Genomic DNA, 20,691 nt, shown 5'->3' with positions numbered 1-20,691 from the left:
TGCCGGACCGACCGTCAGGCCAGCTGCGCGATCTCGGCCTCGCGGAGCACGTCGAGCGGCGCCCAGGGCTTGGCCCAGAACTTCGCGCCGTTCGGCAAGGGCTGCATCAAGGGGCGGCCGGAGGTGACGACGACGTCGAGCTTCGGGTTGCGGTCCTTGGCGACATGCGCGAGCTCGACGCCGTTCATGCGGCCGGCGAGTTGCACGTCGGTCATCATCAGGCAGAGCGCGCCGGCGCTCTTCTCCAGCACAAGCTCGGCCGCCTCGGCGCTCTCGCACTGAATGACGTCGTAGCCGCTTTCTTCGAGAAGAAGACTGAGCATCTCCCTCTGCATGAGGTCGTCTTCCACGATCAGTGCGGTGGCTCGAAACGGTTGTGCTTGTCCCATCGGCGGCTCCCAATGCTGCCTGTCTTCATCAAGTAACGTAGGTTAAGGTGGGAACAGCCATGCGGTTCGGTTCCAATATGAAAAAATGTAAATCATAGTTCCGCTCGAGAGGCTTGACGGGGGATCATGACTGTAATCCGGGGCGCCGCCGCCATCACCGGAGCGGCAAGCGGCATCGGCCGCGCGCTGGCGATCGAGCTTGCGCGGCGCGGCTGCGATCTCGCGCTTGCCGATCGCGATGAGGCCAGGCTGAAGACGCTCGCTGCCGAGATCGGAGCCGCCTGCAAGGTCAGCCTGCATCGCGTCGACGTCAGCGAGCCCGACGACATCGCGCAGTTCGCGCGTGAGGCGACCACCGCGCATCCCGCGCTCGGCATCGTCGTCAACAATGCCGGCGTGGCGCTGATGGGCTCGTTCGACGAGATCGACCAGGCGCAGATGGACTGGCTGTTCGACATCAATTTCTGGGGCGTAGTGCACGGCACGCGCGCCTTCCTGCCGCATCTGAAGACGATGGGCGAGGCGCACATCGTCAATTTGTCCTCGATCTTCGGCATCATCGCCCCGCCCGGACAGTCGGCCTATGCCGCGGCGAAATTCGCGGTGCGCGGGTTTTCCGAGAGCGTTCGGCACGAGCTTGCAGTCGCGGGCAGCCCTGTCAGGCTGTCGGTCGTGCATCCCGGCGGCGTCGCCACCGCCATCGCCCGCAATTCGCGCACCGGGATCGGCGTCACCGACAATGCGCGCCGGTCGCAATCGATCGAGCGGTTTGAGAATGCGGCCAAGACCACGCCGCGAGACGCCGCGCTACGCATCATCAGGGGCATCGAGAGAAACGAGCCGCGCATCCTGATTGGCAACGACGCCCGCTTCATGGATCTCCTGCAGCGCTTCCGCCCGGCAACGTACTGGGCACCGTTGCAGCGCAAGCTGGAGAGGATGGCGAAGGGGCTGGCGAAGTAGGTCAGGGGCGCGGCACTGTCTCCGCTCGTCATTGCGAGGAGCGCAGCGACGAAGCAATCCAGACTGTCTCCACGGAAAGATTCTGGATTGCTTCCCTGCGCTCGCAATGACGATTGTGGTTAGCTCTCCCTCACTGCCCCGCCAGCCGATCGGCGAAATACCCGATCGTCTTGCGATAGATCACCGCCCTGTTCCATTCGCGCATGGCTTCGAAATTAGGGGTGCCTTCGCCGTAGGGCTGGCCCATCTTGAAGCCGCTGGTGTGGAGCAGGTTCGCGGTGGAGGCGAGCACGTCGGGGACGCTGTGGCGGAGATCGACGTGGCCGTCGCCGTCGAAATCGACGCCGTACTTGATGTAGGAGGACGGCAGGAACTGGGTCTGGCCGATCTCGCCGGCATAGGCACCGATGAGGTCGCGCAGCGGCAGGTCACCGCGCTGCACGATCTTCAGCGCCGCGAGCAGCTCGCCCTGGAATAGCTCGGTGCGGCGGCAATCATGCGCCAGCGTCGCCAGCGTGCGGACCACCGGCAGCTTGCCGATGTCGCCCTTGCCGAAATCGCTCTCCAGGCCCCAGATCGCGACCAGGATATAGCGGGGCACGCCGAACTGCTGCTCGATGCGCGACAGCAGCGCGGCATGGCGCTGCAGCAGCGCCTTGCCGCCATTGATGCGGCCGGGGCCGACACGGGTCGAGACATACTGCTCAAAACTCTTGTTGAAGGTGTAGCGCTGGCGCCGGTCGAAGGCGAGCACCGCACCGTCCTGCTGCACACCGCTGAGCGCCGCGCTGGTCACGCTCGCCGAGACGCCGGCAGCTTGCGCTTCCGAGGTCATGCTGGCGACAAAGCTGTTGAAGTCGCCGCCGCAGCGCGCGGCTTGCGCCGATCCGCCGGCCAGACAGGCGATGAAGGCGATGGCCAAGGCGTATTTCGACATTCGGATGAATCCTACAGGGAATGGGCGGGGGAAGCAGCGCGCGATCATGCCCGGGAACCGGATTCGCGTCAAAGCGGCAAATCCTCGCCAGAACCGATCGCTGCCTGCCTGCGACAAATCAAATGCGCTCGCCCCCTCCCCAACCGATCGAGATGACCATGCCTATGCGGATCTCCATGCTCATGTCCATGTCGCGCCGGATGCTCGCCGTCCTCGCCTTGCTCTGCCTCACCGTGACGGCCGCTTCCGCGCAGACGCGCGATGTGGCAGGTGGCCGCGACTATCCCGGCATCGGCCGGTTCGCCGGCAGCGTCATCACCGGCTATGTGATAAAGGATTTTGACGCGGCGCGGATGCAGGCGGCTCCCTTCAAGGACGGCCAGCCCGTCGATGCGCGACGGCTCGAGGGCCGCGTCTTTCGCATCGCCTATCGCACCAATCCCGGCCCCTCGATCCTGGAAGTGTCGCGCAATTTCGAGACGCAGCTTGCGAAAGCCGGCGTCGAGACCCTGCTCGCCTGCGACACCGATGCCTGCGGCGCCATTCCCTTTACTGAAGCCATCGACACGCTGCCGGTCCCGCAGATGTGGGTCGATGGTTTCAACTATCGTTACTACGCCGGCCGCAAGACCGAGGGCGGGCGCGAGACCTTTGCCAGCGTCATCGTCAGCCAGAACAACCAGGACATCACGGCGCAGGTCACCGTCGCCGAGCTCAGCGCCATCGCGAACAAGATGGTGGACTCCGCCGCGATGGCGAAAGGGCTTGGCGAGACCGGCCACATCGCGCTCTATGGCATCTATTTCGACACCGACAAGGCGGTGCTCAAACCCGGAAAGCCGCCCGACGCTGGAGCAGATCGCAAAGCTGCTGACGAGCCAGCCGCAGCTCAACGTCTTCATCGTCGGCCACACCGACAGCCAGGGCGCCTATGAATACAACCTCGACCTGTCGAAGCGCCGCGCCGAAGCGGTCGCAGCCGAGCTGGTGAAGAGTTTTCGCATCGCGCCGACGCGATTGCGCACGGCCGGCGTTGGATTGCTGGCGCCCGTCGGCCCGAATGCAACAGACACCGGCCGCGCGCTCAACCGGCGCGTGGAGCTGGTGGCGCCGTGAGATTGGTGCATGCGGCGCGCGCAACATGATGGGAACAACGTGAACGGAAAACGGATTAACATATGTTAGTCAGCGCAACTTCTGCACGCATGCGGGAATACGTGCAGACAAATGCGCTTTCTAACAAGGCGCACACCGGTCGCTGCATCGCGAGAGCGGGAAACATGAACAAAGTGATTTGGTCTTCCAAGCAATTGCTCTGACGCTGATCGAAACGCGATCTCGAACACTGCATATCTGATGCGTTCGCTGAGACATCGCAGCGCCAACGATTTGCCTTGCCACGGCATGGCGCCGGTTATAACCTTCTATTCTAGGTTGTCGCCCCGCCAGCCCCGGGCGACGCTGAAGACCAAAATAAACGGCGGGCTTCGCGGCCCGCCGTTTGTTGAGGCAAGCGTGAGCAAAGGGTGAGACAAGGGTCTCCTCGAACGAGCGCATCGGGTTTTACGAAGCGTTGGACGTTTCCACCCGACATCCAGGCGCCTCGCAAACGGGTCTGTCGATCGATCGCGCAGCCGGTTCTGCCGCTGCAGGGGCCCGCGGCCAGCCACCGGAAACCTGCCAAAGTCATTTGACTATGGCTCCCTGATCGACGAAAAGCCGGCCATGGCCAAAAAACCCGGAACCAATCCCAAGGGCGAATTCGCCTTTTTCAACGTCTTCTATGAAGACGGCTCCCAACGCTCCAACCGGCGCGTCCCCGCCGAATTGCTCGGCGGCCTCGACGGCGACGAGCCGGCCCGCGCCTTCATCATGGAGCAGGACCGCGAGATCGCCGAAAAATCCGGCCGTCCGGCGCTGGAGATCAAGAACCTCGAGCGGGTCGGCGCGAAGAAGAAGTAGGCCTCAGCCCCATCCACGTCATTGCGAGCGAAGCGAAGCAATCCACGTCTCCACATGCTGCGCGATGGATTGCTTCGCTCCGCTCGCAATGACGGGGCTAGAGCGGAAGCTAAAACAAAAACGGCGGGCCTTGGCCCGCCGTTTTGCTTTGAATCGATATTCGCGCTCAGTTGTCGAGGAAGCTCCGCAGCTTCCGCGACCTGCTCGGATGTTTCAGCTTCCGCAGCGCCTTCGCCTCGATCTGACGAATACGCTCTCTCGTCACCGAGAACTGCTGACCGACTTCTTCCAGCGTGTGGTCGGTGTTCATGCCGATGCCGAAGCGCATGCGCAGCACGCGCTCTTCGCGCGGGGTGAGCGAGGCCAGCACGCGCGTGGTGGTCTCGCGCAGGTTCGACTGGATCGCGGCGTCGATCGGGAGGATCGCGTTCTTGTCCTCGATGAAATCGCCGAGGTGCGAATCCTCTTCGTCACCGACGGGCGTTTCCAGCGACAGCGGCTCCTTGGCGATCTTGAGGACTTTTCGCACTTTCTCCAGCGGCATGCCGAGCTTTTCGGCCAGCTCCTCAGGAGTGGGCTCGCGGCCGATCTCGTTGAGCATCTGCCGCGAGGTGCGCACGATCTTGTTGATCGTCTCGATCATGTGCACGGGAATGCGGATGGTGCGCGCCTGGTCGGCGATCGAGCGGGTGATCGCCTGCCGGATCCACCACGTGGCGTAGGTCGAGAACTTGTAGCCGCGGCGGTACTCGAACTTGTCGACCGCCTTCATCAGGCCGATGTTGCCTTCCTGGATCAGGTCGAGGAACTGCAGGCCGCGGTTGGTGTATTTCTTGGCGATCGAGATCACGAGACGGAGGTTGGCTTCCACCATCTCCTTCTTGGCCTGGCGGGCTTCGCGCTCGCCCTTCTGCACCGAGTGCACGATCTTGCGGAACTCGATGATCTCGAGGCCGGTCAGCGCCGCGAGCTGATGCACCTCGTGGCGGAGGTCCTTGATGCGGTCCTTCTCGTGGTGGACGAAGTTCTTCCAGCCCTTGGCCGACAGCTTCGAGACACGGTTGAGCCAGCGCGGATCGAGCTCCGAACCGGTGTAGTTGCGCAGGAAGTCCTCGCGCGCGACGCCGTGGCTGTCGGCAAGGCGCATCAGGCGGCCCTCATGCGAGACGAGGCGCTTGTTGATGTCGTAGAGCTGCTCGACCAGTGAGTCGATACGCGCCTGGTTGAGGCGCAGCGACTTAACCTCGACGATGATCTCGTCCTTGAGCTTGCGATATTTGCGCTCCTGGTGCGGCGACAGCGAGGGGCCGTGCGAGGTGCTCTCGAGCTGGTTCTGGATGTCCTGCTCTTGCAGCTTGCGCAGCTTCTTGTAGCTGTCGGCGATCTTGTCGAAGATCTCGACGACCTTCGGCTTGAGCTCGGCCTCGATCGCCGCAAGCGACATCTGGTTCTCGAACTCGTCGTCCTCGTCCATGTCGGCTTCGGCGGCGGACTCCGCCGGATCCTTCGCGGCGTCGCCGGCATTGCCGGGCGCAGGCGCGGCGCGGAACGGGGTCGGCGCCGGCGGTGCGGCCGGCGGGGCGACATGCGCGGGCGCGGCGCCGGTGGCCTGGCCGCCTTCGGCCGTCGCTTCACCGGTCTCGCCGTTGGGACCTGCGATCATCGCATTGTTCATGCCGGCCTTGGCGTCGGGCCCGGCATAGGTGGCTTCGAGATCGATGATGTCGCGAAGGAAGATCTTGCCTTCGTTGAGCTCGTCGCGCCAGATGATGATGGCCTGGAAGGTCAGCGGGCTTTCGCACAGGCCCGCGATCATCGCCTCGCGGCCGGCCTCGATGCGCTTCGCAATCGCGATTTCGCCTTCGCGCGACAGCAGCTCGACGGTGCCCATCTCGCGCAGATACATGCGCACGGGATCGTCGGTGCGCTCGCCCGGCTCGCTCTTCTTGACCTCGGTGACGGCCTTCTGGGTGACTTCGACGAGCTCGTTGTCGGTCTCGTCCTCGCCGCTCTCGTCCTTGTCCTCCTCGCCTTCGCTATCGTCGGCTTCGGTGACGTTGATGCCCATGTCCGAGAGCATGGACATGATGTCCTCGATCTGCTCGGGAGAGGTCTGGTCGGACGGCAAAACTTCGTTGAGCTGATCGAAGGTCACGAAGCCGCGCTTCTTGGCCTGCTTGATCATCTTCTTCACGGCCGCGTCGGACAGATCGAGCAACGGCGAGGGCGCGTCCTGGGAGTCCTTCTCCGGCGCGTCCGCTGCCTTGTCGTCTTTTTCCTTGTCCTTCGCCTGCAGCGTCTTTGCCTTGGTGGCCATCCATTGCTCCTAAACGCGTTTCACACAGACGTTCGCCGCGCCCGCGTGAAATCACTTGAACCTGTTGCTCGATGCTCTCGCTTCGTCAGATCTCGACACGGAAAGGGCGGCGCGGACCTCTTGTCGCCACCCCCGACCTTTCACTCGCCGGATTTGCCTAACGCTTCGTAGAGCCTCTTTGTCGCAGCGGATGCAGGTGTAGTGCCAACAGCAATTGCGCGGATTCATTCCTGACGCGTCTGTTCTGCCTGCGGCCGCCTGGTGGCCAAAGTGCTACAAGACCGTTAAGCCTCGATTAACCCTGTTTTTGCCGCCAAACCTCGGATTTGGCGAGTCTTTTAGCGGTTCCGGTCGCGGCCGTCCGCATGATTCTTTCATCACACGCTCTTCTGGAACCGGCCCGACAGCTCGCCAAAACCCTCGATCAGGGCCTCGGTGCCGTCGACTTCGCCTATCCGAGCCTTGACGTCGCGTAGCCACGCCATGTTGGCCTCGCTGGGATCATCCCCCAAGGCCAGCTCGGCGTCTTTCAGCTCTCTAAGTAGTGAATGGTACTGCCGATGCAAGGCGACCAGCTGATGCCAGGTGGAGAGAACGTCGTCCCGTGCGGCGCCCTCGCGGGCGCCCCACACCGCCGCGGTGGTGATGCCGCCCTCAACCCTTTGAAGAGCCTGGGAAAACCCGCCCTTCTCAAGGTCGCTGCGCATCTTCTCGGCGAGCTCGCCAGGGTCCGGCGAGTGGTGATGGTCGTTGGCAAAGGCGGCGATGATGCCGGCCCTGAGCTTATGGACCTCGGGATGGGCGAGTTCGAGCGCCGCGACTTCCTCGAGATGGTCGTGCAGTAGCCAGGGGTGGTTGATCAGGATTTGCAGAATCAGGGCCTCCCTGCGGGAGATGGCGCTGCGCTGACCGCGCATGATCGGGCTTGCCGCGAGCTGCGCGCTCGCCGCCTGGTAGGGCCCGGAGGGCAGCTGGATCGGACCGGGCGGGCCGCGGCGGCCACCAAATCCCTGACCGCCGAATCGATTCGCGCCTCCCCCACCACGCGGCTGGAACTGGCGGCCGGCCGAGCCGGGGCGGAAATTGCCACGGCCGCCGCCAAAGCCGCCGCGCCCGCCTTCGGGGGCAAAGGCACGCTGGAGCCGCTCGGCAAGATCCTGCCGGTAATAGCGCCGCACCACCTCGTCGCGGATGCCGTTGGAAAGCTCCTTGATGCGCGCCTCCAGCGCGGCGCGGCGCTCTGGCGTGGCGAAATTGCCGACTTCGAGCTCGCGCGACCAGATCATCTCGGCGAGCGGACGCGCCGCCGCGATCACCTCCTCGATCGCGCCGCGACCGCCGGAGCGCACGAGATCGTCGGGGTCCTGCCCTTCCGGCAGCAGCGCAAAACGAAGACTCTTGCCCGGTGCGAGGAAGGGCAAGGCAAGGTCCGCGGCACGATAGGCCGCCTTCTGGCCGGCGCGGTCGCCGTCGAAACAGAGGATCGGCTCGTCCGCCATTTTCCAGAGCAGCGCGAGCTGGTTTTCGGTAAGCGCGGTGCCGAGCGGCGCCACGCTGCCGGCAAAGCCCGCGGTGACCATGGCGATGACGTCGACATAGCCTTCGACCACGACGAGAGCGCTGCCGTCATGAGTGGCTTTGCGCGCGGTCTGGTGGTTGTAGAGATTGTCGCCCTTGTGGAAGAGCGGCGTCTCCGGCGAGTTCAGGTACTTGGCCGGAACGTCCTTCTCCAGCGCACGCCCGCCAAAGGCGATGACGCGACCGCGCAGATCCGTGATCGGAAACATCACGCGATCGCGGAAGCGATCATAGGGCACCGGGATGTCGTTGCCGGCCACCAGCATACCGGTCTCGACCATGTCGTCGACGGAGACGCCGAGCTTGCCGAGATGCTCCTTCAGCGCGAAGCGATCGGGCGGCGCATAGCCCAGCCGAAACTGCAATTGCGTCGCCGGCGAGATCGCACGGTCGGCGAGATAGCCGCGCGCCTTGGCGCCGACGCGCGAGGCCAGCATCTCGGCAAAGAACTTGGCGGCGAGATCCATCACGTCGTGCAGCGAGCGGCGCCGCTGCTCCTGGCGCGCCGCATCCGGCGTCACCGCCGGCAGCGGCAGGCCCGCCATATTGGCGAGCCGCTCCACGGCCTCCGCGAACGGCAGGCCATCGGTCTCCATCATGAAGCTGATAATGTCGCCGTGCTTGCCCGAGGAGAAGTCGTGGTAAAAGCCCTTCTGGTCGTTGACGTAGAAGGACGGCGTCTTTTCCTGCTGGAACGGCGACAGCCCCTTCCACTCCCGCCCCGCCTTCTTCAGCTTGACGCGCTTGCCCACGACTTCGGAGACCGAAAGCCGGGCACGCAGCTCGTCGAGGAATTGGGGCGTGAAGCGCATGGGCTCTGTGTAACGCGAAACCGTGTGAGTCGGGCGAAGGGATCAGGGATATAGGGACGACCCCTCCAGAAGTCAGGTTTGTCAGGCTTATACGCGCTGTTCACAGCCCTTCCCTCTTCCGGCGCGCGCGGAGCATGAGCCCGGACTGACAGAGGCCTTGAACCCGACCCGGTTCCACGCTTCCATGGGCAATGTTCAGGACCTTCCGAGGCGGCCAGAGCGGGGGTTGGCGCATCACCTCGATTTCGCCGGTGACGGGCGAGCCCCTCGCCTTCATGCCGGCGCTGTCGGTCACCGACAGCGACGCCATCGCGCTGCCGCTGGTGCCCTCGCGCAATGCCTGGCGGCTGGTTGGTGTCGCGAGCAGTTTGCGCTACACCGAGCGCGGCGAGAAGCAGCAGCTCACGGCCGTGCAGGCCGGCCTCGGCCGGCTCGAAGCAACCAGCGCGGCGCTGATCCCGATCCGCAAATCGCAGGCCTGGTGGGATCTGACCCAGGAAGAGCGCCGCAGGATATTTGAGGACAAGTCGCATCACATCGCGAGCAGCCTGCGCTTCCTGCCGGCGATTGCGCGCCAGCTCTATCATTGCCGCGACCTCGGCGGGCCCTTCGATTTCCTGACTTGGTTCGAATTCGCGCCCGCGCACGCCTCGCTGTTCGAGGAGCTGGTCGCGATGCTCAGGCGGACCGAGGAGTGGAGCTATGTCGAACGCGAGGTCGACGTGCGCGCGGTGAAGGAAGTGCTGTCGGCCTAGTGATCGAGGAAGCGGCCGGATTCGATGCGCGGCAGATCGGTGACGGGCCAGTTGTAGATGTAGGTCCAGGCCGGTGCTGTCACGCCGTCCGCGCCTGTCACGTCGACCAGCTGGCGCAGATATTCGGTCGGCTCCGGAAAGCCCTCGCCGCAGGCCTCGTACATGTCGAGCTCGCGCAAGAGTTCGTCGGGCACGCGCAGGTGAAAGAGCTCGCCGTGGACGCGATCGGACGGCACATCGGAGAGCAGCAGCCCCGGATAGTGCTTCACCAGAACGAGCCGGCCGCGGCAGGTCGCTTCACCCAGAAAATCCGCGTGGCCCGCAAGCAGCCGCGCCATCGGATGATCGAAGCCGCGCATCAACGTGCCGTAGACGAAGAGACGATTGGAGGTCATGGGGGCTCTATAGCTGCGAATGATGCGGAGCGACAGCGCCACACATTCCAGTGTCGTCCTGGCTTTCGCCAGGACGACGACCGTCAGCGTCTACGAAACTTCGGCCTCCAGCTCCTCGCCGCTGCGTTGCTCGTCCGACACCACCCGGATGGTTACGTCCATGGCGTCGAACGCGCCCGCAGGGCCGATATAGACGCCGTGCAGCGGGATCGCCTGGCGCGGATCGCGGGCGACCGCGACGCGGATGAGATCGCGGGTGCCGACGATGCCGTTGGTCGGATCGAACTCGATCCAGCCCGCGCTCGGCAGGTAGACCTGCACCCAGGCATGCGTCGAACCACCGCCGACATGGCGCTGCGCGATATCCTCCGGCAGGAAGATGTAGCCGGAGACGAATCGTGCGGCGATGCCGAGATGGCGCAGCGCCTCGATCATGAACAGCGCGTAGTCGCGGCAGGTTCCGCTACCGGACTGCAAGGTGTCGAGCGGATGCTGCGTGCCCAGCTCGTGGCGCTTGCGATACTTGAACCGCTCGCGGATGCCGTGGGTCATGCCGCTCAGGATCTTGAAAGTCGGCGTCGGCGCGTCCTCGTCGAGAAAGCCGCGCGCCCATTCCGCGATCTCGCCGTCGGGATCGGTGTATTGCGGCGTGATGTAGTGGACGAGGTCGGGAAATTCCTCGTCGTCATAGGCGAACGGATAGAAATAGGCCGAGTCGTCCGGCGTCAGCGCGAACTCCTCGACCGGATTGTGCTCGACGGTGACGTGCCAGTCGAAGACCAACGTGTCCGCGCGCTCGTCGAAATTCGCGATCGCGACGGAATTGCCGAACACATCGTGGATCCAGTGCAGCGACATCGGCTCCGGCGAGATCTCGAGCCTGGAGTCGAGCACGCGCAGATCATGCCCGTCGCGCGGACGCAGCATGATCCTGTGTTCGCCGAACGCCACGGGGCGGGTGTAGCGATATTCGGTCTTGTGATGAATCGTCAGCAGCGGCATCGTCAGGCAATCATGGTGAGGTCGGGCGGACCAATCTATAGCAATCCCGCCCGATTCTTCGGGGTGACTGCTGTTTCATTAGGCAATCAGGATGGCTTTAGACACAATCGAGGCGACCAATCAACTCCTCAGCGAGGGTGACGTCCCCCCGGTGCACGAGGTGAATGCGCAAGGGACATCGCCTTTTCTGCTCACCTCGGACCACTACGGGCGGGTGCTGCCGCGTACGCTCGGCGATCTCGGCGTCGCGGGGGGCGAGCTGACGCGGCATATCGCCTGGGACATCGGCATTGCGGGGGTCGCCGACCGGCTCGCAGAGATGCTGGGCGCGCATCTAATCGCGCAGCGCTATTCGCGGCTGGTGATCGACTGCAACCGCCCGCCCGGCGCCGTGAGCTCGATCCCCGTGATTTCCGAAGCAACCGCGATCCCGCGCAACGAGGGAATTTCGGAGCAGGAGCGCAAAGCGCGCCGGCGCGAGATTTTCGAGCCCTATCACCGCCGTATCGAGGCCGCGATCGGCCGCCGCGTGCACGACAAGCGGTCGACGGTGCTGGTATCGCTGCACAGCTTCACCCCCGTTTACGCCGGTGTCGCCCGCCCCTGGCACATCGGCGCGCTCTACAATCGCGACACCGTGCTGCCGCGGCTGCTGCTCAGGCATCTGCGCAGAGAGAGCGATCTCCTCGTCGGCGACAACGAGCCCTACGCGGTCAACGACCTCACCGACTACACCATCCCCGTGCACGGCGAAGCCCGCGGCCTCGTCAACACCGGCATCGAGATCCGCCAGGATCTGATCGCCGACCAGTCCGGCCAGCAACAATGGGCCGAGCGTCTGGCGCGGATTTTTGCGGAGATCGAGCTGGAGCTGCGGGCAGAGAGGCTTATCGACTAGCCCGATGGCGGCTATTTCGCCCTGGTCAGCGCCAGCCAGATGCCGCCGCCGATCATGAAGCCGCCGGAGATGCGCGACATCATGCGGGTGCGGCGAGCCGAAAAGAACTTCCGGGCCCGTCCGGCGGCGATGGCGTAGAGCGCGTCCGTCATCACCGCGGTGACCATGAAGGTGGCGCCCAGCAGCGCGACCTGCGGGAAGTGGTCGCGGTTCATGTCCATGAACTGCGGGATGAAGGCGCCGAAGAACACCAGCACCTTCGGGTTCGATAGCAGCACCAGGAAACCTTGCAGGAAGAATCCGCCGCGCGGCGGCGCCGGTGGCTGGTCGACATTGACGCCCTCGACCGGCGCCCAGATCAGTTTGATGCCGAGCCAGACCAGATAGGCGGCGCCGGCAAAGCGCACCCAGTCGAACCAATAGCCCATGGTCGCCATCAGCGAGGTCAGGCCGACCGCGACGATGCCGATGACGATGGCGAGACCGGCCTGCGCACCGGCCACATTGGTCAGCGCCGCACGCGTGCCGTGGCGCAGCCCGTTGGCGATGACGAGAGTGACGATGGGCCCCGGCAGCAGCGCCAGCGCGATGCAGGCGGCAAGGAAGGCGAGATAGGCTTGCAGAGACATCATGGGGAGGACTCGCTGAGAGCGGTTTGGGGCATTAATGCATGACACTCAATGTCCGTCCAGCGCCGCAGCCCCCACGTCTTCATCTCCGGCGTCTGCAGGAACACGAGCCGCGCGCGCTGCATCACCGCCTTGACAGGCAACCATTTGGTTGCCTATTATCGCGGCCATGGATGAGGTCTTCAAAGCGCTCGCCGATGCGTCACGTCGGTCGCTGCTCGACAGGCTTCACGCCAGGAACGGCCAGACGCTGAACGAGCTCTGCGAAGGCCTCGCGATGACGCGCCAGGCGGTGACCAAGCACCTTGGGATTCTGGAAGAGGCCAACCTGGTCACGACCATCAGGCACGGCCGTGAGAAGCTGCACTATCTCAATCCGGTTCCGATCCATCAGATCGGCGAACGCTGGATCAAGAAATTCGAGCGCGGCAAGCTCGCCGCGCTCGGCGAGTTGAAACGCCAGTTGGAGAAGCGTGATGAGTAAGCCGCAATTCGTCTATGTCACCTACATCGAGACCACGCCAAAGAGGCTGTGGGAGGCGCTGACATCAAGCGAGTTCACCAAGCAATACTGGTTCGGCGCCGAGGTCAGGTCCGACTGGAAAATCGGCTCCCCTTTCGCGCTGCTGCTGGACGGCGAGACCACCGACTCCGGCGAAATCCTCGAAGCCGATCCGCCGCGGCGGTTGTCCTACAGCTTCAAGCATCAGAAATACGAAGAGCTGCGCGGCGAACCGATCTCGCGCGTCGTGTTCACCATCGAACCGTTCGGCTCGCTCGTGCGTTTGACCGTGCTGCATGACGGCTTCGTCGAAGGCGGCAAATATCTCGGCGCCGTGTCCAACGGCTGGCCGGCGATCCTGTCCGGTCTCAAGAGCCTGCTGGAAAGCGGCAAAGTGCTGGCCATTCCGCGCGCAGCCCTCAACAAGGGATTCGATGCAAAATGAACCTCGATCAGTTCAAGCCGCTCACCGTCTACACGATTTACATCGCCGCGACGCCGGAGAAGGTGCGGGAGGCGCTGACCTCCGCCGAGTTCAGCCGCAAATACTTTTCCGGCTTTGCGGTTGAGATGGAGCCCAGACTCGGCGGCAAATTCATCGTGCGCGCGCCTGACGGGTCGGAACACATCTCAGGCGATGTGTTCGAATACGATCCGCCGAACAGGCTGACGGTGACGTGGAACGTCAACTGGCCCGACCTCGTCGCAAAGCTCGGCACCACGCTTGTCACTTATGAGATCGAACAAGCCGGCGAGGCCGTCCGCCTCACCATGAGCGAACATCACGACCGCCCGCTCAGCGACGACATCCTTTCCGGCGGCCGCACCGGCTGGCCCGCAATCCTGTCGGGGCTGAAGAGCCTGCTGGAAACGGGCAAGGCGCCGCAAATCAAGATGGCGCCGCCGGCGCAGATGCTGGAAGCGTTGAGGGCGATGGGGATCAAGACGCCGTAGCGGACGAACCCTGCGCCGTCACCGCTTCTTCTTCACCGGCGGATTGATTTCGTCGATCTTGCGACTGCAATCCGCTTCCGAAACGTGCGGGCCCGAGACAAAGGTCCCGCTGACCTTGATCGCGTACCAGCCCGACTCGACGCCGAGCCGGAGCGCTTCTTCTGTCTTGACGTGCCGTGGCGAGAGAGCTTGCGTCGGTTGAGCTTGCATCGGGTGCTTTCGGTTGGCGTTCGATCTCATGATCGAATCGCGGTGAAACCTTCAGGCGTCCGCGGCACGGGCGTGCCGCGTCCGCCTCACCGCTGGAGCGGGCAATATACGCAACGACCGCTGTTGCGACGTCGCGATGAGTCGGCACCGCCAGTGCGAGGGAATGAGGCGCTTCACGTCGCGCGAATAGTCGTGGCGCTGCATAGGCGCAGAGACGACAGGTTCTTTCCGACGTTCTCGGCACCGTGCGCGCAATCGCCGCAATTAGCTATCGTTTTCTCGCCCGTGCCGCGCTTTTGAAGCGCTAATTGCCGTTCGCGACCGAATAAGCCGTCGAAGCCTTGTGATCGGCCGCTTCGTAGCCATGTTGGGAGCTTAGCCAAGGGAAAAACGTATGAAGCTCCGCGTCGGGTTTGAGATGCTGTACGAATTCCCGCAACCGACGCCTATGATCATGGTGTTGGGCACGCACTTCACCCGCGCCTGCGATGTCATCGTGCCCGACCTGGTGACCACGAGACCCTCGGTGCCGATCACTCCCTATCGCGACCTCTTCGGCAATTGGTGCAGCCGTATCGTAGCGCCGGCCGGCACCTTTCGCCTTGCCGGCGATGGGGTCGTGAGCGACAGCGGCCTGCCCGACCCGGCGTTTCCGAACGCAGTTCAGCACGCCGTCGAGGCGCTGCCGACCGACACGCTCGTCTATCTGCTCGGCAGTCGCTACTGCGAGACCGATCGCCTGTCGGACATCGCATGGAAATTGTTCGAGCACACGCCGCCCGGCTGGGCGCGGGTCCAGGCCATCTGCGATTTCGTTCATCGTCACATCGCCTTCGGCTATGAGCACGCGCGCGCAACCAAGACGGCGCGGGAAGTCTACGACGAAGGCAAGGGTGTGTGCCGCGACTATGCTCATCTTGCCATCGCGTTCTGCCGCTGCATGAACATCCCGGCGCGCTACTGCACCGGCTATCTTAGCGACATCGGCACGCCGAAGCCCTGGGCCGCGGGAGATTTCGCCGGCTGGTTCGAGGCTTATCTCGGCGGAAGCTGGCACATGTTCGATCCCCGCAACAACACGCCGCGGATCGGCCGGGTGCTGATCGCGCAGGGACGCGATGCCGCGGACGTCCCGATCACCCAGACCTTCGGTCCGAATAAGCTGCTCAATTTCAAGGTATGGACCGACGAGGTTGCCTGATGACAGACAGCAGCGTTGCGCTTAGCGCCGATGAATTTGCCTCGTTGGCCGAGATCGGCAAGGGCAAGGCGCAAGGCGAAATTCCGCAAGCGCACGGCGAGCGGCTGACCAACCTCGGTTATGCGATCAGGCGTCTCGGTGAACTCGAACTGACCTCATCAGGCGAGCGCCGGCTGGCAACGGGCGAATAGCTCGCTGCCGTTGCGTCCGGCTCGCTGTTACGCCACCGGCACCACGATCCGCCGATAAAGATGCCAGGTCGCGTGCCCGAGCACGGGCAGCGTCACCACCAGCCCCAGAAAATACGGCAGCGCCGAGACAATCAGGACCATCACGATCACCGCGGCCCAGCCAATCATCGGCAGCGGGCTGGCGACGACCGCGCGCACGCTCGTCACCATCGCCGTGACGAAATCGACCTCGCGATCGAGCAGCAGCGGAAACGACACCACGGTCAGCGAAAACAGGATCAACGACAGCACCGCGCCGACCGCGTTGCCGATGCCGAGGAACAGCAAGCCCTCGTTCGTGGTCAGCACCACCGTCATGAACTCCTGCAGGCTCGAGAACGAGGCATGCAGGCCCAGCAGCAGCGCGATCAGAAGCCGCACCTGGTACATCCAGACCACGAACACGAACAGCGTGACGAAGGCCATCCAGCCGATCTCGCTCCGCGCGCGCACGGCCGACCAGATCGCGCTGGGCGAGACGGGCTCGCCGCGCTCGCGGCGACGGCTGACTTCATAGAGCCCGATCGCCACGAATGGCCCGAGCAGCGCGAAACCGGCGGCCAGCGGATAGACCAGATAGACCATGCCGAACGCGGTGAAGCACAGCATGATGGCAAGGCCGCCGGCGGCGTAGAGCGCACCGAAGCAGAGGCCGTAAAGCGGCAGCGCCTGGAAATCACGCAGGCCCTCGACCAGCGCCTCGGCGATGTCGGTCGCCGCGACGGGACGCACCACCGGATCGACCTTGCCCGAAATGGACATCAGCTCCCTCCTCCTTGGCCGGTGCGATCTCCGCCGCACGCGGATGACCTCGATCTTAGCGTCCCCGCGACCGGTGCGCACGCGCGAGTTGACGGCCGGACGACGGTATCCCGAGGCCGCGGGCGCAGACCCGGGAAAGCCATCGCGCCGTCGGCGGCGCTCCTTTCGAGAAGTTCATCCATGCTGCACGTAGCTCGAAATCTTTCCCCGTCGGGGACTTTTTCGGCCCGTTGCCTATGGACTGAGCGGAGGGTGGTGCCGCAAATTGGGTCCTTGAACGAGCGCGCGATGACCAGATTGGACCGTCCCACCGATGAGCTTGCGTACCCGGCTATTGATACTCGTCATCGCGGCCATGCTGGTGCCGGCGAGCCTCGTCGGGCTGCGTTTCGTGCAGAACCGGAGCAGCGAAATCAACGCCGCCCTGGCCAATCTGGCGGCCTCGGCCGACGACATTGCCAGTGATCTGAGTGAGAAGATTCAAGGCACCGCCCAGCTTCACTACGGTCTGGCCCGTGCGCGCGACCTCGACACCCGCGACAAGGCGGCGTGCTCGGCGTTTCTGTCGGACGTGCGCGAGGAATACCCTCAGTTCACGGGAATCCTGACCATCGACCCTGACGGCAGCCTGTTCTGCGACTCGCTGCGGACCAACCGCACCCTCGATCTGAGGGATCGCGCCTATTTCAAGCAGGCCCTGGTCTCGCGCAGCGTCGTGGTTGAGCCGGTATTCGGCCGGCTGACCGGAATATCGGTGCTCCAGATCGCATATCCGGTGCGATCGGAGGCGGGCGCGCTGAAGCTGGTGCTGCTCGCCTCGTTCAACCTGCGCAAATTCGCCGAGTATCACCACAAGCGGCTGCTCGCCGAGAAGGACATCCTGCTCATCGACGCCAAGGGCACCGTTCTCGTCGCCCCCTCGACAGCCGGCTGGACCGCGCCCGTGGGCGCGTCGATTGCGGGATCCGACCTGCTCCGCTTCGCGACGGCTCCCGATCAAGAGGCATTTCAGGAAGTGACCGATCGCGACGGCCGCACGCAGGTCTGGGCCGTCGCCCACTCACCTTCGATCCGTGATGCCGGCCTCTACATCCTGGTCGGACGGTCCAAGGACGGATTGGTCGCGGCGGCGAATCGCCGGCTCTACGAGGACATGGCGATCCTCGCGGTGGCCTTGCTGCTGCTGCTCGCCGGTGTATGGATCCTCGCGACCGTGAGCGTCGGCCGCCAGGTCGGGCGGCTCGCCAACATGGCGAAGAGACTCGGGCTCGGCGATCTCAGCGCGCGCATCCCACCTCCCCATCCGCGCGGCGAGCTGGGTGGATTGATGACCCTGCTCAATGGCACCGCCGAGTCGCTCGAGCAGCAACGCGCGGCCATCGCGGACCTCAACCAGAAGCTCAGCCAATCCCAGAAGATGGAGGCCATGGGCCAGCTCACCGGCGGCGTGGCACATGACTTCAACAATCTCCTCACCGTCATTCTCGGCAATTCGGAGCACCTTGCCGACAGGCTGGCGGGAAACAAGGAGTTGCACCGGATCGCCGGCGACATCGCAACAGCCGCCGAGCGCGGCTCCGACCTGACGCGGAGCCTGCTCGCCTTCGCGCGCAAGCAGCCCCTGAGGCCGCGAGAGATCGACATCGGCGAGAAGCTTAGGGAGATGGAGCACTTGTTGCGCCGCCCCTTGGGCGAGCACATCGAATGCACCTTCGCGCTCGGACCGGACCTGTGGTTGATCAGCATCGATCCCGGCCAGCTAACGACTGCGCTGCTCAATCTCGTGCTCAACGCGCGCGATGTCATGCAGTTGGGCGGCAGGCTGACGATCGAGGCGCGCAATGTCTCGCTCGGTGAATCCGACTTGGACATCAATGGCGAACCGCGACCTGGCGACTATGTCATGGTGGCCGTGACCGACACCGGCAGCGGCATGACCGCCGAGGTGGCGAGCCGGGCCTTCGAGCCGTTCTTCACCACGAAGGAGGTCGGCAAGGGAACCGGGCTCGGCCTGAGCATGGTCTACGGGTTTGTGCGCCAGTCCGGCGGCCTGGTGCAGATGCAGTCCGCGCCGAGACAAGGCAGCACCGTCAGGCTGTTCTTTCCCCGCCTGGCGACACCGCCAAACGAGGATGCCTCACCCGCCGAAGGGATCGTCACGCGCGAAGGAAGCGAGACCATTCTCGTCGTCGAGGACGACGACATGGTTCGGACTTATGTCGAAAGCGAGCTGAAGACGCTCGGCTACCGCGTCATCACGGCCGCAAGCGGCCCGGCGGCGCTCGACGTGTTGCGCCAGTCCGCGGACATCGACCTGCTGTTCACCGACGTCGTGATGCCCGGCGGCATGTTCGGGCCGGAGCTTGCCAGGCAAGCAATCCAATTGCGGCCCGGGCTCAAGGTGCTCTTCACCTCCGGCTACAGCCAAAATCCGGTCAAGGCGCCCGACGGGGTCGGCGATGCCCGCATCCTGACCAAGCCGTTCCGGCGGCGAGACCTCGCCGCGATGCTGCGGTCCACGCTGTCGACGCCGCAGCGGTGAGATGACGATGTGCTCTACCCGAGCGCTCGCAGCTCGCGCCGCAGCACCTTTCCGGTGGCGGTCATCGGCAGTGTCTCCGCGAACTCCACGAAGCGGGGGTATTCGTGGGCGGCGAGTTGCACCTTGACGAACTCCTGGATCTCGCGCGCGAGTGCGTCGCCGGCGGCAAAGCCCGGGCGCAGCACGATCCAGGCCTTGATTGATTCGGTGCGGATCGGATCGGGAATGCCGACCACCGCCGCCATCGCCACTGCCGGATGCTTCATCAGCGTGTGCTCGATCTCGGACGGACCGACGCGATAACCGGCGGTGGTGATGACGTCGTCTTCGCGGCTCACGTACCAGAAGTAACCGTCCTCGTCCTGCACGCCGAGATCGCCGGTGAGCAGGAACTCACCGGCATATTTCTTCGCCGTCGCCTCCGGATTGCGCCAGTATTCCAGCATCGTGCAGGGACAGGGTTGGCGCACGCCGATGATGCCGCGCTGGCCACGTGGCTGCTCCTCGCCTTTGTCGTTGACGATGCGGACATCGAAACCCGGCGTCGCCTTGCCCATCGAACCGGGGCGGATCGGAAACAGATTCGCGTTGCTGCCGATCACGAGATTGCATTCGGTCTGGCCAAACACCTCATGCGCGTCGATACCGAAAGTCTCGCGCACCCATCCGAGCAGCTCGCCGCCGAGGGACTCGCCGCCGGTAAAGATGCTGCGCAGCTTGACGCCGGAATGCGTCACGCCGGCCTGCCGCATCAGCTTCAGCGCGGTCGGCGGCAGGAACACATTGCGCACGCCGAGATCGGCCATCATCTGCATCGCCGCTTGCGGCTCGAACTTTCGCGCGCGGTGGCCGACCAGAGGAATGCCGTGATACCAGAACGCGAACAGGCCGTTGATGAGGCCACCGATCCAGGCCCAGTCTGCCGGCGTCCACATCAGATCGCCGGGGCGCGGCAGGAAGTTGTGGCACATCTCGACATTGGGGAGATGTCCGAGCACGACGCGGTGTGCGTGCAGCGCGCCTTTCGGATTGCCCGTCGTGCCCGAGGTGTAGATGATCAGCGCGGGATCGTCCGCAGACGTGTGCACCAGCGCGAACTCGGGCGATGCCGCCTTGACCGAATTCCAGAACGATGTCGTGCCCGCCGGCGTTCGTTCGCCAACGATGTAGACATTCTTCAGCTCCGGCAGACGGTCGCGAATCTTCGAAAGCTTCTCCCAGCCGCCCGCGTCGGTGACGATCGCCCTGGCTTGCGAGTTCGACAGGCGGAATTCCAGCGCGTCTTCGCCGAACAGCGCGAACAGCGGAATGGAGATCATCGCCGAACGGAACGCGGCCATGTGCGCGATCGGCAGCTCCAGCGACTGCGACAGGAACACCGCGACGCGGTCGCCGCGGGCAAGGCCATCCGCCTTCAGCACATTGGCGAAGCGGCGCGAAATCTCCGCAACTTCGTCAAAGGATGTGCGCGTGATGGCGCCGTTCTCGCCGACGTAGACCAGCGCCAGCCGGCCGGTGCCGTCGGCGTGGCGATCGCAGCAGGCCTCCGCCATATTGAAGCGCGCCGGGATCTCCCAGCGGAAATTGCTGTAGAGCTCGTCATAGGTGTTGGCTTCGGTGAGCATGGCTGCGGGCGTTTCCACGATCTCGGCG

General features: G+C 64.4%; 20 protein-coding genes and 1 pseudogene. 11 read left to right on the top strand and 10 right to left on the bottom strand.

The features are described from left to right. Positions 1-14: 14 nt before the first annotated feature. The gene (locus ACVIN2_RS26675; protein ID WP_456767840.1) at positions 15-389 is read right to left on the bottom strand and encodes a response regulator; all 375 of its coding nucleotides are present in this window, start codon (positions 387-389) and stop codon (positions 15-17) included. Between the two features lie 126 nt (positions 390-515). Between ACVIN2_RS26675 and ACVIN2_RS26670 the strand changes: the two genes are divergently transcribed. Further along, on the top strand, positions 516-1,352 hold the full coding sequence (locus ACVIN2_RS26670) for an SDR family NAD(P)-dependent oxidoreductase (protein WP_456767839.1): 837 nt from the start codon (positions 516-518) through the stop codon (positions 1,350-1,352). A 130-nt stretch (positions 1,353-1,482) separates the two neighbouring features. On the opposite strand, the gene ACVIN2_RS26665 is transcribed toward ACVIN2_RS26670, so the two are convergent. After that, entirely contained in the window at positions 1,483-2,289 is an 807-nt protein-coding gene (locus ACVIN2_RS26665) for a lytic murein transglycosylase (protein ID WP_456767838.1), read from the bottom strand. 176 nt (positions 2,290-2,465) lie between these two features. Between ACVIN2_RS26665 and ACVIN2_RS26660 the strand changes: the two are divergent. Next, positions 2,466-3,405, top strand: a pseudogene (locus tag ACVIN2_RS26660) (OmpA family protein). Between the two features lie 609 nt (positions 3,406-4,014). Further along, positions 4,015-4,251 (top strand): hypothetical protein, encoded by a 237-nt coding sequence (locus ACVIN2_RS26655; protein ID WP_007596614.1) that lies wholly within the window; start codon positions 4,015-4,017, stop codon positions 4,249-4,251. A gap of 166 nt (positions 4,252-4,417) precedes the next feature. Here the strand turns inward: ACVIN2_RS26655 and rpoD are convergent, their stop codons facing one another. Then, a complete protein-coding gene (gene rpoD / locus ACVIN2_RS26650) occupies positions 4,418-6,568 on the bottom strand; it encodes an RNA polymerase sigma factor RpoD (protein ID WP_018453615.1) in 2,151 nt (716 codons plus the stop codon). Positions 6,569-6,945: 377 nt separating this feature from the next. Then, a complete protein-coding gene (gene dnaG / locus ACVIN2_RS26645; RefSeq protein WP_456767837.1) occupies positions 6,946-8,958 on the bottom strand; it encodes a DNA primase in 2,013 nt (670 codons plus the stop codon). A 191-nt stretch (positions 8,959-9,149) separates the two neighbouring features. Between dnaG and ACVIN2_RS26640 the strand changes: the two genes are divergently transcribed. Beyond that, positions 9,150-9,713 (top strand): chlorite dismutase family protein, encoded by a 564-nt coding sequence (locus tag ACVIN2_RS26640; protein ID WP_456767836.1) that lies wholly within the window; start codon positions 9,150-9,152, stop codon positions 9,711-9,713. Here ACVIN2_RS26640 and ACVIN2_RS26635 read toward each other — a convergent pair. Continuing rightward, positions 9,710-10,108 (bottom strand): gamma-glutamylcyclotransferase family protein, encoded by a 399-nt coding sequence (locus tag ACVIN2_RS26635; RefSeq protein WP_456767835.1) that lies wholly within the window; start codon positions 10,106-10,108, stop codon positions 9,710-9,712. The two genes, ACVIN2_RS26640 and ACVIN2_RS26635, sit on opposite strands and share 4 nt — an antisense overlap. 90 nt (positions 10,109-10,198) lie before the next feature. After that, a complete protein-coding gene (locus tag ACVIN2_RS26630) occupies positions 10,199-11,110 on the bottom strand; it encodes a transglutaminase family protein (protein ID WP_456767834.1) in 912 nt (303 codons plus the stop codon). A 91-nt stretch (positions 11,111-11,201) separates the two neighbouring features. On the opposite strand from ACVIN2_RS26630, the gene ACVIN2_RS26625 reads away from it, so the two are divergent. Further along, positions 11,202-12,008, top strand: coding sequence for an N-formylglutamate amidohydrolase (locus ACVIN2_RS26625; protein ID WP_456767833.1), 807 nt, complete (start codon positions 11,202-11,204; stop codon positions 12,006-12,008). Positions 12,009-12,019: 11 nt separating this feature from the next. On the opposite strand, the gene ACVIN2_RS26620 is transcribed toward ACVIN2_RS26625, so the two are convergent. Beyond that, the gene (locus ACVIN2_RS26620; protein ID WP_081747781.1) at positions 12,020-12,640 is read right to left on the bottom strand and encodes a LysE family translocator; all 621 of its coding nucleotides are present in this window, start codon (positions 12,638-12,640) and stop codon (positions 12,020-12,022) included. Positions 12,641-12,806: 166 nt separating this feature from the next. On the opposite strand from ACVIN2_RS26620, the gene ACVIN2_RS26615 reads away from it, so the two are divergent. The 3 genes from ACVIN2_RS26615 to ACVIN2_RS26605 are packed head-to-tail and all read left to right on the top strand — an operon-like array spanning position 12,807 to position 14,093. Further along, the gene (locus tag ACVIN2_RS26615) at positions 12,807-13,121 is read left to right on the top strand and encodes an ArsR/SmtB family transcription factor (protein ID WP_407187450.1); all 315 of its coding nucleotides are present in this window, start codon (positions 12,807-12,809) and stop codon (positions 13,119-13,121) included. Next, on the top strand, positions 13,114-13,584 hold the full coding sequence (locus tag ACVIN2_RS26610) for an SRPBCC family protein (protein WP_456767832.1): 471 nt from the start codon (positions 13,114-13,116) through the stop codon (positions 13,582-13,584). Before ACVIN2_RS26615 ends, ACVIN2_RS26610 begins: the two co-directional genes overlap by 8 nt. Next, on the top strand, positions 13,581-14,093 hold the full coding sequence (locus ACVIN2_RS26605; protein ID WP_456767831.1) for an SRPBCC family protein: 513 nt from the start codon (positions 13,581-13,583) through the stop codon (positions 14,091-14,093). Before ACVIN2_RS26610 ends, ACVIN2_RS26605 begins: the two co-directional genes overlap by 4 nt. An 18-nt stretch (positions 14,094-14,111) precedes the next feature. Here ACVIN2_RS26605 and ACVIN2_RS26600 read toward each other — a convergent pair whose 3' ends face one another. Then, positions 14,112-14,333: a hypothetical protein gene (locus ACVIN2_RS26600; RefSeq protein ID WP_456767830.1), complete on the bottom strand. Its 222-nt coding sequence runs from the start codon at positions 14,331-14,333 to the stop codon at positions 14,112-14,114. A gap of 364 nt (positions 14,334-14,697) precedes the next feature. Between ACVIN2_RS26600 and ACVIN2_RS26595 the strand changes: the two genes are divergently transcribed. Both ACVIN2_RS26595 and ACVIN2_RS26590 read left to right on the top strand, forming a co-directional pair. Further along, positions 14,698-15,504, top strand: a complete 807-nt coding sequence (locus tag ACVIN2_RS26595) for a transglutaminase-like domain-containing protein (protein ID WP_456767829.1) — start codon at positions 14,698-14,700, stop codon at positions 15,502-15,504. Next, a complete protein-coding gene (locus ACVIN2_RS26590) occupies positions 15,504-15,695 on the top strand; it encodes a hypothetical protein (RefSeq protein ID WP_018453604.1) in 192 nt (63 codons plus the stop codon). Before ACVIN2_RS26595 ends, ACVIN2_RS26590 begins: the two co-directional genes overlap by 1 nt. Positions 15,696-15,722: 27 nt before the next feature. On the opposite strand, the gene ACVIN2_RS26585 is transcribed toward ACVIN2_RS26590, so the two are convergent. Further along, a complete protein-coding gene (locus ACVIN2_RS26585; RefSeq protein ID WP_456767828.1) occupies positions 15,723-16,496 on the bottom strand; it encodes a DUF2189 domain-containing protein in 774 nt (257 codons plus the stop codon). 313 nt (positions 16,497-16,809) lie between these two features. On the opposite strand from ACVIN2_RS26585, the gene ACVIN2_RS26580 reads away from it, so the two are divergent. Beyond that, the gene (locus ACVIN2_RS26580) at positions 16,810-19,038 is read left to right on the top strand and encodes an ATP-binding protein (protein ID WP_456767827.1); all 2,229 of its coding nucleotides are present in this window, start codon (positions 16,810-16,812) and stop codon (positions 19,036-19,038) included. 14 nt (positions 19,039-19,052) lie between these two features. On the opposite strand, the gene ACVIN2_RS26575 is transcribed toward ACVIN2_RS26580, so the two are convergent. Further along, positions 19,053-20,663, bottom strand: a complete 1,611-nt coding sequence (locus tag ACVIN2_RS26575; protein ID WP_456769812.1) for an acyl-CoA synthetase — start codon at positions 20,661-20,663, stop codon at positions 19,053-19,055. Between the last annotated feature and the right edge of the window lie 28 nt (positions 20,664-20,691).

It is taken from the genome of Bradyrhizobium sp. USDA 3650 (assembly GCF_054057395.1).
This window is presented reverse-complemented; position numbering and strand designations above follow the sequence as displayed.